This is a genomic window from Actinoallomurus liliacearum (assembly GCF_039542035.1).
Classification (GTDB): domain Bacteria; phylum Actinomycetota; class Actinomycetes; order Streptosporangiales; family Streptosporangiaceae; genus Actinoallomurus; species Actinoallomurus liliacearum.
On record NZ_BAABHJ010000011.1, the window covers coordinates 95,752 to 110,116 of the forward strand.

Annotated in this window: 13 protein-coding genes; 3 read left to right on the forward strand and 10 right to left on the reverse strand. The window is 73.6% G+C overall.

Annotated elements, in window-relative coordinates; genetic code table 11:
• Positions 1–55 precede the first annotated feature (55 nt).
• Together ABD978_RS20330 and ABD978_RS20335 are read left to right on the forward strand one after the other, a co-directional pair.
• Positions 56–1,186: an NAD(P)/FAD-dependent oxidoreductase gene (locus tag ABD978_RS20330; protein WP_345356494.1), complete on the forward strand. Its 1,131-nt coding sequence runs from the start codon at positions 56–58 to the stop codon at positions 1,184–1,186.
• Positions 1,187–1,209: 23 nt separating this feature from the next.
• Positions 1,210–2,235 carry a Gfo/Idh/MocA family protein gene (locus tag ABD978_RS20335; protein WP_345356497.1) on the forward strand — a complete coding sequence of 342 codons (1,026 nt, stop codon included), beginning with the start codon at positions 1,210–1,212 and terminating at the stop codon, positions 2,233–2,235.
• A 14-nt stretch (positions 2,236–2,249) separates the two neighbouring features.
• On the opposite strand, the gene ABD978_RS20340 is transcribed toward ABD978_RS20335, so the two are convergent.
• From ABD978_RS20340 to ABD978_RS20385, 10 genes are all read right to left on the reverse strand, one after another.
• A complete protein-coding gene (locus tag ABD978_RS20340) occupies positions 2,250–3,080 on the reverse strand; it encodes an HpcH/HpaI aldolase/citrate lyase family protein (protein ID WP_345356500.1) in 831 nt (276 codons plus the stop codon).
• A 61-nt stretch (positions 3,081–3,141) separates the two neighbouring features.
• A complete protein-coding gene (locus tag ABD978_RS20345) occupies positions 3,142–4,329 on the reverse strand; it encodes a CaiB/BaiF CoA transferase family protein (RefSeq protein WP_345356503.1) in 1,188 nt (395 codons plus the stop codon).
• A gap of 16 nt (positions 4,330–4,345) precedes the next feature.
• A complete protein-coding gene (locus ABD978_RS20350) occupies positions 4,346–5,686 on the reverse strand; it encodes an ADP-ribosylglycohydrolase family protein (protein WP_345356506.1) in 1,341 nt (446 codons plus the stop codon).
• Positions 5,686–6,819: an ADP-ribosylglycohydrolase family protein gene (locus ABD978_RS20355; RefSeq protein WP_345356509.1), complete on the reverse strand. Its 1,134-nt coding sequence runs from the start codon at positions 6,817–6,819 to the stop codon at positions 5,686–5,688. The genes ABD978_RS20350 and ABD978_RS20355 overlap by 1 nt, the downstream gene beginning before the upstream one ends.
• Positions 6,816–7,847, reverse strand: a complete 1,032-nt coding sequence (locus ABD978_RS20360; RefSeq protein WP_345356511.1) for an ADP-ribosylglycohydrolase family protein — start codon at positions 7,845–7,847, stop codon at positions 6,816–6,818. The genes ABD978_RS20355 and ABD978_RS20360 overlap by 4 nt, the downstream gene beginning before the upstream one ends.
• Before the next feature lie 17 nt (positions 7,848–7,864).
• Positions 7,865–8,857, reverse strand: coding sequence for an ADP-ribosylglycohydrolase family protein (locus ABD978_RS20365; RefSeq protein WP_345356513.1), 993 nt, complete (start codon positions 8,855–8,857; stop codon positions 7,865–7,867).
• Positions 8,854–10,152: an ABC transporter substrate-binding protein gene (locus ABD978_RS20370; RefSeq protein ID WP_345356515.1), complete on the reverse strand. Its 1,299-nt coding sequence runs from the start codon at positions 10,150–10,152 to the stop codon at positions 8,854–8,856. Before ABD978_RS20370 ends, ABD978_RS20365 begins: the two co-directional genes overlap by 4 nt.
• Before the next feature lie 12 nt (positions 10,153–10,164).
• The gene (locus tag ABD978_RS20375) at positions 10,165–10,983 is read right to left on the reverse strand and encodes a carbohydrate ABC transporter permease (RefSeq protein ID WP_345356518.1); all 819 of its coding nucleotides are present in this window, start codon (positions 10,981–10,983) and stop codon (positions 10,165–10,167) included.
• Positions 10,980–11,930 (reverse strand): carbohydrate ABC transporter permease, encoded by a 951-nt coding sequence (locus tag ABD978_RS20380; RefSeq protein ID WP_345356521.1) that lies wholly within the window; start codon positions 11,928–11,930, stop codon positions 10,980–10,982. The genes ABD978_RS20375 and ABD978_RS20380 overlap by 4 nt, the downstream gene beginning before the upstream one ends.
• Positions 11,927–12,934, reverse strand: a complete 1,008-nt coding sequence (locus ABD978_RS20385) for a LacI family DNA-binding transcriptional regulator (RefSeq protein WP_345356524.1) — start codon at positions 12,932–12,934, stop codon at positions 11,927–11,929. Before ABD978_RS20385 ends, ABD978_RS20380 begins: the two co-directional genes overlap by 4 nt.
• Positions 12,935–13,193: 259 nt before the next feature.
• On the opposite strand from ABD978_RS20385, the gene ABD978_RS20390 reads away from it, so the two are divergent.
• Positions 13,194–14,066 (forward strand): ADP-ribosylglycohydrolase family protein, encoded by an 873-nt coding sequence (locus ABD978_RS20390; protein WP_345356527.1) that lies wholly within the window; start codon positions 13,194–13,196, stop codon positions 14,064–14,066.
• Positions 14,067–14,365: the final 299 nt, after the last annotated feature.

The window sequence follows — 14,365 nt, forward strand, 5'->3', positions numbered from 1 at the left end:
CTCTGTGCGCCGTCTCCGTACGGCATCGCTACTCGATTCATTGAAAGGCTCTGTCATGCGTACTTCCCTGTCCCGGCCCCGTGTCGCCGTCCTGGGCGGCGGCATCATCGGGGTGTCGGCCGCGGCGCGGCTCGCACGGCGCGGAGCGGACGTCGTCCTGGTCACGGCGGGTCGGCCGGCCGACGGGGCGAGCGGCCGCTCGCTGTCGTGGCTGAACTCCTTCGGCGGCGGTCGCTCCGAGGCGTACCACCGGCTGCGGCTGCTGGGCATGGACCGGTACCGCACGTTCGCGGCCCGTGTGCCGTCCTCCGCCGGCTGGTTGACGTTCGACGGAGGCCTGACCTGGGCCGCACCCGGGGAGGCCGACGGGCACCGGGCGGCGTTCGAGCACATGCGGCGCAACGGGTACGACGCGCACTGGCTCACGCGGGACGAGGTCGCCGACTGGACGCCCGGCGTCGACCCGGCCGCGATCTCCGACGACGGGGCGATCTTCAACCCGGGTGAGGGCTGGGTCGACCTGGTACCGCTCATCTCGTGGCTCGTGAACGACCTCACGGCGGCCGGTGGCCGCGTCGTCGAGGGCGCCGGTGCCGCCTCCGTCGCCGCCGAGGGCGACCGGGTCACCGCCGTGCGGACGGCGTCCGGCGAGCGGATCGAGGTGGACGCCGCCCTGGTGGCGACGGGAGCGGACGTTCCGCGCATGGCCCGGGGGTTCGGCGCGACCATCGACGACGCGACACCGCCGGCGCTGCTCGTACGCGCCAAGCCGGCCGGCACCGCGCTGCGGGCCGTGCTGAACACTCCGTGGGTCGCCGTGCGCCCGGCTCCCGGCGGTGCGCTGGTGATGGACTCCGACGCCGCCGCGCGCGAGGTCGTCGAGCGGGCCGACGGCACGTACGAGGTCAAGGAGGCCACCGTCGAGGGGCTGCTGCGCGAGGCGTCCGCGGTGCTGACCGGCAACCCCGTGCTCGTCCTCGACTCCTACGGGGTGGGCCGCAAGCCGATCCCCGGCGACGGCGAGCCGGTGTTCGGCGAGCTCGACCAGGTGAGCGGCCTGCACGTGGCCTTCACGCACAGCGGTGCGACGCTGGGACTGATCGCCGGTGAGCTGCTCGCCGACGAGATCGTGACCGGGGAGGCCAACCCGCTGCTCGAGTCGTTCCGCCCCGGCCGTTTCCAGTGACACCGAGAAAGGACGGACCCACGATGACCGCACCGCTGCGCATCGGCCTCGTCGGATACGGCTTCGGCGGCCGGTACTTCCACGCGCCGCTGCTCGCCTCGGCCCCGGAGTGCGCGTTCCTGGGGGTCGTCACGACCTCCCCCGAACGCCGGAAACAGGTCGCCGCCGAGCTGGACCGGCCGGCGTACGCGTCGCTGGAGGAACTGGCCGCCGCCGGGGCCGAGGCGGTGGCGATCTCGACACCGGCCGACACGCACCTCCCGCTGACGCGGCAGGCGCTCGAACTCGGTCTCGCGGTGGTCTGCGACAAGCCGTTCGCGCTGGACGCGGGCGCCGCCCGGGAGACCGTGGAGCTGGCCGAGCGGCTCGGCGTGGCCCTGACGGTCTACCAGAACCGCCGCTGGGACTCCGACTTCCGTACGCTGCGGCGGCTGGTCGACGCGGGGACGCTCGGCACGCTGACGCGATTCGAGTCGCGGTTCGAGCGGTTCGCGCCCGACCCGGGGCCGCCGGCCGCGGGCGGCGGCACGCTGCTGGACTTCGGCAGTCACCTCGTCGACCAGGCGCTCGTGCTGTGCGGCCCGGTCGAGCGGGTGTACGCCGAGTGGCACGTCGGCGATGGCGGGCTCGACGACGACGTGTTCGTCGCGCTGACCCACCGAGACGGCGCGCGGTCCCATCTGTGGGGCAGCTGGCGGCAGGGGGCGCCGGGCCCGCGGTTCCGCGCGAGCGGAACCGCCGGCGCGTACCTCGTCGACGGCGTCGACGGGCAGGAGGCGATGCTGCTCGCCGGCGCATCTCCGGCCTCGGAGGGCGATCGCTGGGGCGCGGAGCCGGAGGAGCACTGGGGGCAGGTACGACGCGGCGATCACGCCGAGCCCGTCCCGTCGGAGCGCGGCCGGTGGGATCTGCTCTACCCGGCGTTCGCCGCGGCGGTGCGCGGGACCGGCCCGCTGCCCGTCGACCCCTGGGACGCGGTCGCGACGGCAACGGTGCTCGACGCCGCGCACGCCAGCGTGACGACCGGCGACGTCGTCCGCCTCCCCTGATCCGGCCACACGGATCAGGTCGTCATCGACCGCCCGCCGGCGGCCTCGGCCAGGACGTTCCGCGCCTGGCGGACGACGGCGAGGTCGACGAAACCGCCGTCGGGGAGGGCGACGGCCCCCGTTCCCGTGGCGTCGCCCTCCTCGTAGGCCGCGACCACGCGGCGGGCGGCGGCGATCTCCTCGTCCGTCGGGCGGTAGACCTCGGCGATCACCGGCAGCTGGGCCGGGTGGATCGCCGCCCGCCCGCGGAAGCCGAGGGCGCGGCCGAGCCGGCAGGACGCGGCCAGCCCGTCCAGGTCGCGGATGTCGGGGTGGACCGACTGCACCGGAGCGGGCAGGCCGGCGGCCCTCGCCGCGACGACGACCCGGGACCGCGCCCAGACCAGGCCCGTCTCGTCGGCCACGCCGAGGTCGGCCTTGAGGTCGGCCTCGCCGAGCCCGATGGAGGCCACCGCCGGGTGGGCGGTCGCCAGGTCGTGGGCCCGCTCGACGCCCAGCGCCGACTCCAGGAGCAGGTGCAGGCCGGTCCCGGGGACGAGCTCCGCGATCCGCCGCACCTGGTCCACGGACTCGATCTTCGGCAGGCGGACGCCGTCCGTCGCCGGGAGCAGTGCGGCCAGGGCCGCCAGGTCGGCGCGGCCCCATGCGGTCCGCACGTCGTTGACGCGCACCTGGATCGGACGCGGCGGATCCGCCAGCAACCCCGAGACGTGTTCTCGGGCCGCGTCCTTGTGCGCTGGGGCGACGGCGTCCTCCAGGTCGAGGATCACCACGTCGGCGGCGGTGGCGAGCGCCTTGGCCACCCGGTCGGGCCGGTCGGCGGGGACGTACAGCAGCGTGGGCACGGTCAGTTCACCTCACGGGCGGCGAGCGCGTCCGACGGAGACGTACGGGGCGCCGGCACTCTCAGATCACCCCGCGGGCGCGGAGCGCGTCGATCTCGTCGGCGGTCAGGCCGGCCGCGCCGAGGACGTGGTCGGTGTCGGCGCCGTGCGCTCGCCCGGTCCAGCGCAGCTCGCCGGGCGTGGCCGACAGCCTGAACAGGACGTTCTGCATGCGCAGCGGGCCGAAGTCCGGGTCGTCGACGGTCGTGATCGCGTCCAGCGCGGCGAGCTGTGGGTCGGCCATGATGTCGCGCACGTCGTAGATCGGCGCGACCGCCGCCTCGGCCTTCTCGAACTCGGCGAGCACCTGGTCCCGGGTCCGCTCCCCCACCCACGCCGCCACCGCCCCGTCCAGCTCGTCGGCGTGCGCGGCCCGGCCGGCGCCCGTGGCGAACCACGGCTCGTCGACGTACTCGGGCCGTCCGACGAGGCGCATCACCCGCTCGGCGATGTTCTGCGCGGAGGTGGAGACGGCGACCCAGGAGCCGTCCGCGCACCGGTAGGTGTTTCGCGGCGCGTTGTTGACCGACCGGTTCCCGGTGCGCGGCGGGACCAGCCCGAGCTGGTCGTAGCCCGTCGGCTGGCCGCCGAGCACCGTCAGGATCGGCTCGAGGATCGACAGGTCGACGACCTGCCCGTCGCCGGTCAGGTCGCGGGCCCGCAACGCGGTCATCACCGCGTACGCCGTGGCGAGCGCGGCGATGCCGTCGGCCAGTCCGAACGGCGGCAGCGTCGGCGGCCCGTCCGGTTCGCCGGTCATCGCCGCGAACCCGCTCATCGCCTCGGCGAGCGTTCCGAAACCGGGCCGCCGCGCGTACGGGCCGAACTGGCCGAAACCGGTGACCCGGGCCAGCACGAGGCCGGGATTGGCCTCTTTCAGCCGCTCGTAGGACAGGTTCCAGCGTTCGAGGGTGCCGGGGCGGAAGTTCTCGATGATGACGTCGGCGTCGCGGGCCAGGCGGAGCAGGACGTCCTGCCCCTCGGGTTCCGAGAGGTTCAGGGTGATCGTCTGCTTGTTCCGGCCGAGCATCTTCCACCACAGGCCGATCCCGTCCTTGGCCGCGCCGTGCCCGCGCGCGGGATCGGGCCGGCGGGGGTGCTCGACCTTGACGACCTCGGCGCCGAAGTCACCGAGGAACATCGCGGCCATCGGCCCGGCGAACAGGGTCGCCAGGTCCAGGACGCGGACGCCGTCCAGCGGGCGGGTCATCCGTCCCTCCGTTCTGTCATCGCTGCTCCGCGAGGACGGCGGTGCGGGCGGCCAGGTCGCTGAGGCGTACGCCGTCGAATCCGGTCAGGCTGCTCGCGACGCGGTCGCGCAGCGGCCGGGTCCACTGGTCGGGCAGCCGCCCGGCGCCGAGGAGGGCGCCGACGACCGAGCCGACCGTCGCGCCGTCGGAGTCGGTGTCCCAGCCGCCCGCCACCGCGGCCGCGATCGACCGGGTGAAGTCGCCCGCGCCGTCGACGAGGGCGGCGGCGACCAGCGCGGCGTTGTTGATCGTGTGCACCCAGTGCAGGTCGCCGTGGCGTTCGTACAGCCCGTCGGCGACCCGTTCGAAGTCGGTCTCCGTACGGGCCGACGCGACGGCCTGCCGTACGGCCCGCGCCAGACGGGACTCCGGCGGCACCACCGCCAGTCCGGCCTCGACGACCTCGTCGACCGTGTCGGCGACCAGGGCGGCCGCGCACATCGCCGCGGCGAACATCGCGCCGTACAGGCCGTTGGCCGTGTGGCTGAGCCGAGCGTCCCGGTGCGCCATCGACGCGGCGGCCGCCGGGTCGCCGGGGTTGACCCAGCCGTACACGTCGGCGCGGATCTGCGCGCCGATCCACTCCCGGAACGGGTTGCGGTACGTCGCCGTGCGCGGCGGCTCGACGCCGAGCAGCAGGTTGCGGTAGGCGACCCGCTCGGCGGTGAACACGCGGCCGCCCGGCAGCTCGTCCAGCCAGGCCTGCGCGACGTCGTCGGTCGTGAAGTCCCGCCCGTACCGCTCCAGGATCGCCAGGGCGAGCATCGGGAAGTTGAGGTCGTCGTCCTCGGGGGTCCCGTCGAGGTTCTCGGCGAGGCTGTTGGCCGCGCTGCGCCGGTTCCACGGCCACCGCTCGGCGAGCTCGGCGGGGAGTCCCTCGGCGGTGAACCAGCCGCGGATCGGCCAGTTGCCGGTCGCCTCGGCGATCTCCCGGATGCCCGTGCGGGGGATCTTCTCCACGGGCTTGCCGAGCACGCACCCGGCGGCCCGGCCGAGCCACGCGCCGTGCAGCCGATCGAGCGACGCCGGGCGCGGCGCGGCGGAGGGCCAGTCCGGGGAGGCGGCGATGATCTCGTCCAGCTCGGTCGGCTCGTCGTAGGGCGACGGCACCGCCGCGAGCTCGTCGAGCAGCTGCTCGGCCAGCGTCCGCAGCTGCGGCGACGCCGGCTCCGGCGAGGCGCCCGCGCGCGGCGGCGCGTCGTGCCCGCCGGCGGCGTGCCAGCGCGCCGTGACGTCGGCGACGTCGCGGCCGTCCTGCGCGGCCTGGCGGAGCTCATGCCCGATCAGGTCCTCGGGCTGGACCCAGGTCAGCCGCATCACCGCAGCTCCGCGAACGCCTGCTCGTGCGCGCGCCGCCGGGCCACGTCGGCGGCGTGCACGCGATCGGCCACCGCCGCGATCGCCAGACCGGGCGCCTCGAGGTCCAGGCGGCTGGCGACGGCGACGTCCTCGCGCCAGTCGGCCGGTACGGCCGCCCTGCCGCCCAGCGCGCCGGCGATGGCGCCGCCCATGCTGGCGATCGAGTCCGCGTCACGGCCGTAGTTGACCGCGCCGAGCACGGTCTCGCGGTAGTCGCCGCCCGCGATCAGCAGGAACGCCAGCGCGAGCGGCAGCTCCTCGATGCTGTGCGTGCGACTCGGTCGCCGGGCGCCCATCCCCTGGTCGCGGTAGGTGTCGGCGACGGTGTCGAACGGCCGCATCGCCTCGCGCAGGGCCTCGAAGGAACCCTCCCAGCGCGCGTGGTCGCGGGCCCGCTCGCAGACCGCCTCGATCGCCGCCTTCGTGCCGTCCTTGGCGAGCCGCGCGGCGGTCGAGACGACCGAGTCCGGCGTGGCGCCCGGCCGCATCGCCTCGGCCACGGCCGCCGCGAACACGCCCGCGGCCTCCCGGCCGTAGCTGGACTGGTGCGCCCCGGCGAGGTCGATCGCCTCGGCGTACGCGCCGTCGGGGTCGGCGGCGTTGACGACGCCGACCGGCGCCATGTACATCGCGGCGCCGCAGTTGACGATGTTGCCCACGCCCGCCTCACGCGGGTCGATGTGGCCGTAGTGCAGCCGGAGCACCAGCCACTTCTCGGCGAGGAACACCCGCTGCAGCGGCAGTGCCTCCGCCTCCAGCTCGGGGATCCAGCGCTTCTCCCCCATCATCTCCGGCACGAGGTGCTCGGCGGCGGAGTACGCGTCCAGGTGGCCGCCCGCCCTCTCGTACACCCGCACGAGGGCGTGCGTCATGAGGGTGTCGTCGGTGACGTGCCCGTCGCCCTTGTGGTACGGCGCGATCGGGCGCGCGTTGCGCCAGTCGGCGAAGTACGGGGGGACGATGCCGGTGACGGGGCCGTCGTAGCGTTCCCGGATCTGCTCGGGGGTCCACCCCTCCGTCGCCCCGCCGAGCGCGTCCCCGACCGCCGCGCCCACGAGCACCCCGACGGCCTTGTCCTGCAACGGAGTCATGCCTGTTCCTCCTGGTAAGCGGTCCCGGCCCCTCCGGGACCGCTGAGTCGATCGGCGATGGCGATGAGATCGGCGCCCGCGAGTACCGGCAGGCAGCACCCGGCGAGGTGCCGGGCGCGCTCCCGCCAGGTCTCCGGCAGGGCCGCCCATCCGGTGACCGCGCCGGTCAGCGCCCCGGTGAGGGCGGGCGCCGAGTCGGCCAGCGACGCGAGACAGGCGGCGGCCGGGACGGCCCGCGCCAGGTCGCCGTCCGACGCGCGGGTGAGGGCGAGCGCCACCGGCACCGTCCGCGCCGCCGCGACGCCGTAGCTGTACACGTGGTCCTGCAGGGCCGCGTCCAGGCTCGGGACGAGGCCGAACGCGTCGCCGGGCAGGTCGAGCGCGGCGGTCGCCGCCTGGTGGATCGCGGTGCCCGCGGGCAGTTCGGCCAGCGCGGCGGCGACGACGTCGCCGGCCGGGGCGCCGGCCACCGCGACGGCGATCGCGGCGGCCATCGCGCCGGCCGCGTGCACGCCGTCCTCGGCGTTGGTGATCTGCGCGTCGGCGCGCGCGGCCCGCGACGCCGTCTCCGGTTCTCCCGGCTGGGCGGCGCCGAACGCGACCGCCCGCACGGCCGCGGCGTCGTCGAAGAAGTGCGGGTTGTCGTGGCCGCTCGCGGGCGGGCCGACACCGCGCGCCAGGTTGTCCAGCGCTGTGCGCACCGAGATCCGGGCCCGTACGTCGTCGCCCAGGGCCTCGAACGCCGCGCGGCGGTCGGTGCCGAGCGTGCGCGCGGTCCAGGCCAGCCACTCGGCGTCGTCGGACGGGCCGATCCCGAGGGCCGCGACCGGCTGGTTCAGTGCGAACGGCACCGGCAGCGTCGTGACCCGGTGGTCCTCGGCGAAGCCGTCGAGCTCGCGGCCGAGCCGGCGGGTCCAGGGTGCCAGCAGGCCCCACCGGTGCCGGGCGGCCGGCCAGCCGGCCGCGTCACCGATCGCCAGCCCGGCGAACGCGCCACGGACCCGGTCCGGTACATCCCCCGATGACATCTGTCTCCTCCGCTCGTTCAGCCGTCCGACGCCGTACGCGCCCGTGCCAGCGCCTCGGCGACCTCGCGGACGTCCCGGCCCGCCACGGCGGGCAGGCAGGCGCCGCGGACCGGGCCGATGGCCCGCGCCCAGCGCTCCGGGACGCCGCCCTCGCCGCGGCCCGCCCCCGCGAGCGCCCCGGCGATGGCCGCGGTGGTATCGGCGTCGCGCCCCAGGCTCACCGCGGTGACCGCGGACTCCTCGACGTCGCCGTCGCCGACCAGGTACGCGGCGAACGCCAGCGCGACCGCCTCCGGGGCCAGGTCGGTCCACGGATAGTGCCGCACGACCACGGCCTCGTGCAGGTCCGTCGCCAGTCCGTCCCGGTCCCGCCCGGAGGCGATCCGTACGGCCGCGCGGACGCTGCGGGCGGTCCAGGAGTCGTCCGGGACCGCGCCCAGTCCGCCGGCCACGACGTCGGCGGGCGACGCGCCGGTCATCGCGACGGCGACCGCCGCCGCGACGGCCCGCCCGCCGAGGATCCCCTCGCCGCTGTGGCTGACCGCGCCGTCGACGGCCGCGAGCCGGGCCGCCTCGTCCGGATCTCCCGCCGCGAACACCCCGTACGGGGCGGCGCGCATCGCCAGGCCGTCGGACCAGCCGTGGTCGTGCCGGCGTCCGGTCAGCGGCGGGGTCAGTCCCCGCCGCAGCGCCTGGACCGTTCCCAGCTCGGAGAAGCCCGCGCCCTTCATCGGCCCGGTGATCGGCAGGACCTGCTCCTCGTACGCCGCGACGACGTCCTCGGTGGTGAGCGCCGAGCCATGTGCCGTCAGCAGCGACGCCGCGAAGATCGCGTACTCGGTGTCGTCGGTGCCCGCCGGGCCGCCGTCCGGCCCGGGCTCCAGCTCGGTGAGGCGGCCCCACCGTCTGGTGATCTCCTCGGGCGTGAGGTTCTCGGCGGGCCGCCCGAGGGCGTCGCCGGCCGCCAGGCCGAGCAGACACCCCCGGGCGCGGTCGCGGAACTCGCTCACTTGTTGTAGCGCTCCAGGACCTTGTTGCCGTCCTCGGTCAGCTTCTGCGCCAACTGGTCGATCGTGATCTTGTTGGCGAAGTAGGACTGCAGGGCCGGCGTCGCCACCTTGCTCTTGAACTCGTCGAAGCCGTTGACCTTGAGGTACGGCGCGAGGATCAGGCTCTTGGCCGAGGCGGTCGCGACGTTCCAGCCGTTCTTGTCGGTGGTCAGCGACGGGTCCTGCGCGGCCGTCTTGCTCGTCGGGATCAACCAGTCACCCTTGGCCAGGTCCACCTGGTGCTGCCCGTTCAGGAACCAGGAGATGAACTTCATCGACTCCTTGGGGTGCTTGCTGTCGGCGGCGACCGACAGCGTCTGCGAGATCGCGCCCTGCTGGGTCGTCTGGCCCTTCAGCGGCGGGATCGTCACCCACTGGAAGCCGTTCGGCGCCTGCTCGACGACCTGCTGGCGCAGGTAGATCCCGGCGGGCACCATCGCGTACTTGCCCGCGTAGAACCCGGGGAGCGGGTCGGTCGTGCCCATGCCGAGCGTCGACGGGTCGGCGGTCTTGTCCTTGTAGAGCTGGTCGTGGATCCGCTGCAGGACCTCCTTCTCCTGCGGGCCGACCTTGACCGTCGTCTTGCCGCCGGAGGTCTGGAAGAACGTGCCGCCGAAGTTCAGCGAGAGGTTGAGCACCTTGTTCACCGGCGACTTGAGCGGCCACGCGATGCCGTACCGCTTGCCGACGGTGAGCTTCTTGCTGATCTGCTGAAACTCGTCCCAGGTCCAGGGGTTGTCCGCCGTGGGGATGCGCACCTTGGCGGCGTCGAGCATCTTCTTGTTGGCGAGGATGACCTGCGACTCCTGCAGGAACGGCACCCCGTAGATCCCCTGCCCGCCCTGGCCGTCGAACGTCGCGGTGCCCCAGGCGGCGTCCGGGATGTCGTTCTTCAGCTCGGTCGGGATCAGCTTGGTCAGGTCCGCGAGGTAGCCCTGCCCGGCGAACCCGGCGAGGGCGGACGAGTCGTCATGGATGACGTCCGGCGGGTCGCCTCCCTCGAAGGAGGTCACCAGCTGGTCGTTGACGTTGTCCCAGCTGCCCTGGACGTACTGGACCTGGATCTTCGGATTGGCCTTGTTCCACTCGGCGACGAGCCGCTTGTTGGCGGCCAGCGAGTCCTTCTGCCAGGCCAGGCTCAGGAACTTCAGGGTGACCGGCTTTCCGGAGTCGTTGCCGCCCCCGGAACAGCCGGCGGTCAGGCCGATGACGGTGGCAGCGGCGACCGCGAACGCGGAGCGAAGACCGCGACGCATGGGTACCTCCTACTAACCCTTGACGGCGCCGGCGGTAAGGCCCGAGCGGAGCCGGCGTTGGATGATGGCGAAGAAAATGAGGCTGGGAATGGTGGCCAACAGGGACGCGGCGGCCAGCGGGCCGAGCCGGGCGGCCTGCTCCGCGCCAGTGAACTTCACCAGCGTCAGCGGCAGGGTCGCCTTGTCCGGGTCCTTGAGGATCACCAGGGCGAAGAAGAACTCGTTCCACGAGGAGATGAAGGAGAACAGCAGGGCGGCGACGACCCCGGGAGCCAGTAGCGGCGCGACGACGCTGACCAGCGTCCGCACCCGCCCGGCGCCGTCGACGGAGGCGGCCTCCTCCAACTCGCGGGGAACCCCGCGGACGTACCCCTGCAGCATCCACAGCGCGAACGGCAGGACGAAGGTGACGTGCACGAGGACCAGCCCGGGCAGCGTGTTCACCAGGTCGAGCCGGCGCAGGATGATGAAGAGCGGGATGATGATCAGCACGACCGGGAAGACCTGGCTGACGAGCACCCAGCCGATCGCGATCCGGTTGAACACCGAACGCCGTCGCGCCAGCGCGTACGCCGCAGGGAGCGCGATGACCACGGTCAGCACCGCGACGGAGACGGCGACGATCAGGCTGCGGACCGCGCTGCCGGTGAGGTCCTGCGCGGCGAACGCGTCGCTGAAGTTGCGCAGCGTCGGGTGCTTCGGGATCCAGCGCGGGTGCAGGGTCGCCATCTCGCGCGGCGTCTTGAACGCCGTCGACAGCAGCCACAGCAGCGGGAAGGCCAGGAAGACGATGTAGCCGAGCAGCCCGGCGTACTTCAGGGTGCTTTTCACCGGGCGCTCTCCTTCATCTGGCGCCAGAGGTAGAAGCCGAGGACGACGAGCACGACGAGGGTGATCGCGACGCCGAGCGCCGCCGCGTACCCGAAGAACCCGTAGCGGAACGCCTCCTCGTACGCGAACAGCATCGGCAGGCGCGTACGGCCGCCGGGGCCGCCCTGCGTCAGCGCGTAGACCATGGCGAACTGGTTGATGTTCCACACGAAGTCCAGCGCGGTGATCGTGACGATCACCGTCCTCAGCTGCGGAAGTGTCACGTTCCAGAAGCGGTGCCACACGCTCGCGCCGTCGACGGCGGCGGCCTCGTGCAGTTCCTTCGGCACGCCCTGCAGCCCGGCGAGCAGCACCACGGTGGTCTGCGGCATCCCGGTCCAGACGCCGACGACGATGATCGCCGGCAGCGCGGTACTGAAGTTGTTGAGCCAGTCGACGTTGTGGTCGAGGATGTGCAGGTCCTGCAGGATCGCGTTGAGGATGCCGGCGTTGGGGTGGTACACCAGCCGCCAGATCAGCCCGATCACGATCGGCGGCATCGCCCACGGCGCCATCGCCAGCACCCGCGCGAACGTGCGGAACCGGAGGTTCTGGTTCAGCAGCAGCGCCAGGCCGAGCGCGGCCAGGAACTGCAGCACCGTGACGCTGACCGCCCAGATCAGACCGATCTTGAACGACGACCAGAAGTCGGTGTCCGCGAGGACGTCACCGAAGTTCTTCAGTCCGACGAAGGAGATGACGGCGTTCCGGCCGCCGCGCGCGTCCGTGAACGACAGGTAGATGCCGTACAGCAGCGGCCCGAGGCTGAACAGCAGGACCGGTATGAGGGCCGGCAGCAGCAGGAGCAGCGTCCCCCGGTCGCCTCTGGGGCGCGGCCTCGGGCCTGACGCCGGGCGTCCGGCTCGAGAGGGGCGGGCGGCGGGCCGGGTTGCGGTCACTGGGCTCACGAAGCTCCCTCCGTCGAGGCGCGTACGACGAGCGTGGGCTCGACCGTGACGATCCGGGGCGCGGCGGCGCCGTCTTCCAGCCGGTCGAGGAGCAGTTCGGCGGCCCGCCGGCCGCGCTCGGCCGACCCGAGACTGACGCTGGTGAGCGTCGGCCAGGCCGCGGTAGCCAGCTCGGTGTCGTCCATGCCGACCAGCGCGACGTCCTCCGGCACCCGCAGGCGCTCCTCCCGGAGGGCGTCGAGCGCGCCGAGCGCGATCAGGTCGTTGGCGCACAGGAGCGCGTCCGGCCGGGAGCGTTCGAGGAGGCGGTGCGCCGCCCGGGCGCCCGCGGCCCGGTAGAAGTCGCCGACCTCCACCAGGTCCGGGTCGTACGGCAGGCCGAGCGCGGCCAGCGCGTCGGTGTACGCGGCGGCGCGCGCCGCGCCCGGGATCGTGTCGAGCGGGCCGTTGAGGAAGCCGATGCTCCGCCGCCCGAGGCCGTACAGATGCTCCAGGGCCAGCCGCACGCCGGTCCGCGAGTCGGTCCGCACGTTGTCGACCGGGGTGTCCTGGGGCACCGAGCCGATCACGACGACCGGTGCCGGCGCGCCGGCCAGCAGGTCGAGGTGCTGCTGCGCGAAACCGCGCAGCGGGCTGATGATGAGCCCGTCGGCGTAACGCTCCCCCAGCCGCCGGAGCACGTCGAGCTCGTCGTCGACGTCGCCGTCGGTCGAGTGCAGGACCAGGCGGTACCCGGCGGCCTTCAGCACGGGCTGGATCTCCCGGACCATCGCGACGTACGTCGGGTTGCCGATGTCGGCCATCGCGAACGCGACCTGGTACGTGCGGTTGGACTTGAGCGAGCGGGCCGCGGCGTTCGGCACGTAGCCGAGCTCGTCGGCCGCGGCCATCACCTTCCGTATGGTGTCCTCGCGGGTCGGCAGCCCGTTCAGCACGCGCGACACCGAAGCGATCGAGACCCCCGCACGCGCGGCGATCGTCGTGATCGTCGGTCCCTGAGCCACGGCTTCCCTCCGGCCTCGCCCACGAGTGCGCGCAGCACCCGTGGTTGTCGTTCTTGTTGCCGTAAACGTTTACAGACCGCTGAAGCGGCTTCCGTAAACGTTTACGGGAGTGAGGAGTATGAAACACGGCGGAAACCGTCCACGTCAAGAGGCGGACCGGAAGACGGGCCCGCACGGCTCGGTGAGACACGGCCGGACGGACCCGGCCGGCCGCCTTTACGTAGTAAGTTCGTCCCGGCGTCCGCTACCGTGACGGGCGATGACCGCTCTCGCCTCCCTCGCGGGGCTGTCCGTCGGCGACGCGTTCGGCGCCCAGTTCTTCGCCACCGAGAACCGCCCGTTGCTCCTCGACGAGACCGCCGTGCCGCCCGCTCCCTGGCCGTGGACGGACGACACCGAGATGGCCTGCAACCTCCTCGACGTCCTGCACCGGCACGGTGAGGTGAACCGCGACGCCCTCGCCGCCGCGTTCGCCGACCGGTACGACCCCTATCGCGGGTACGGACCGGGCACCGTCGTCCTCCTGCGGGCGCTCCGCGACGGCGAGTCCTGGCGCACCGTCTCCCCCGCACAGTTCGGCGGTCGCGGGTCGATGGGCAACGGAGCCGCCATGCGCGTCGCGCCGCTCGGCGCCTACTACCCCGGTGACCTCGAACGCGTCGCGCTGGAGGCGGCCGCCTCGGCCGTCGTCACGCACGCGCATCCCGAAGGCGTCGCCGGCGCGGTGGCGGTCGCCGTCGCCGCGTCGTACGTCACGCGCGAAGACGCGGACGGGCTCCTCGACGCGGTCCTCACGCACACCCCGCGCGGTGCCGTGCACGACGGCGTCCAGCGGGCGGCGGGCCTGCTCGACCGGACCCGGGAGGAGGCGGCGTACGAACTCGGCAACGGTTCCCGGGTCCTCGCCGCGGACACCGTGCCGTTCTGCCTGTGGGCCGCCGTCCGCCACCTGTCCGACTACGAGCGGGCGGTGCGCACCTGCGTGGCCGTCGGCGGGGACATCGACACGACCGCAGCGATCACCGGCGGCATCGTCGCGGCCCACACGGGCGTGGACGGCATTCCTTCTGCGTGGCTGGCGGCCCGCGAGCCCCTGCCCGACTGGATCGCGGAGTCCGGGGCGCGGCACTGAGTCACCGTCGGAGAGACGCCGGGGCCACCCGGCGCTCCCACACCGTTCGGTGGCGGCCCCGGCGTTCTATCCGTCCAGTCGCCGCAGGGCCGGGAAAGGTTGCCGTTCAACCAGAGACTTTCGAACATGACGAAAGGGCACCGGGGTCACGGCGCTCCCACCGTAGGGTCCGACCCCGGTGCCCAGTCCTTCGATCGCCCCGGGAAGGTCACTCTCCGGGGCTTCCCCGCGTGGCCGCAGGGCTTCCTGGTGGGCCGGGCGGAGGCGACATGAGGCACCGCCTCCGCCCGGCGTCGGTG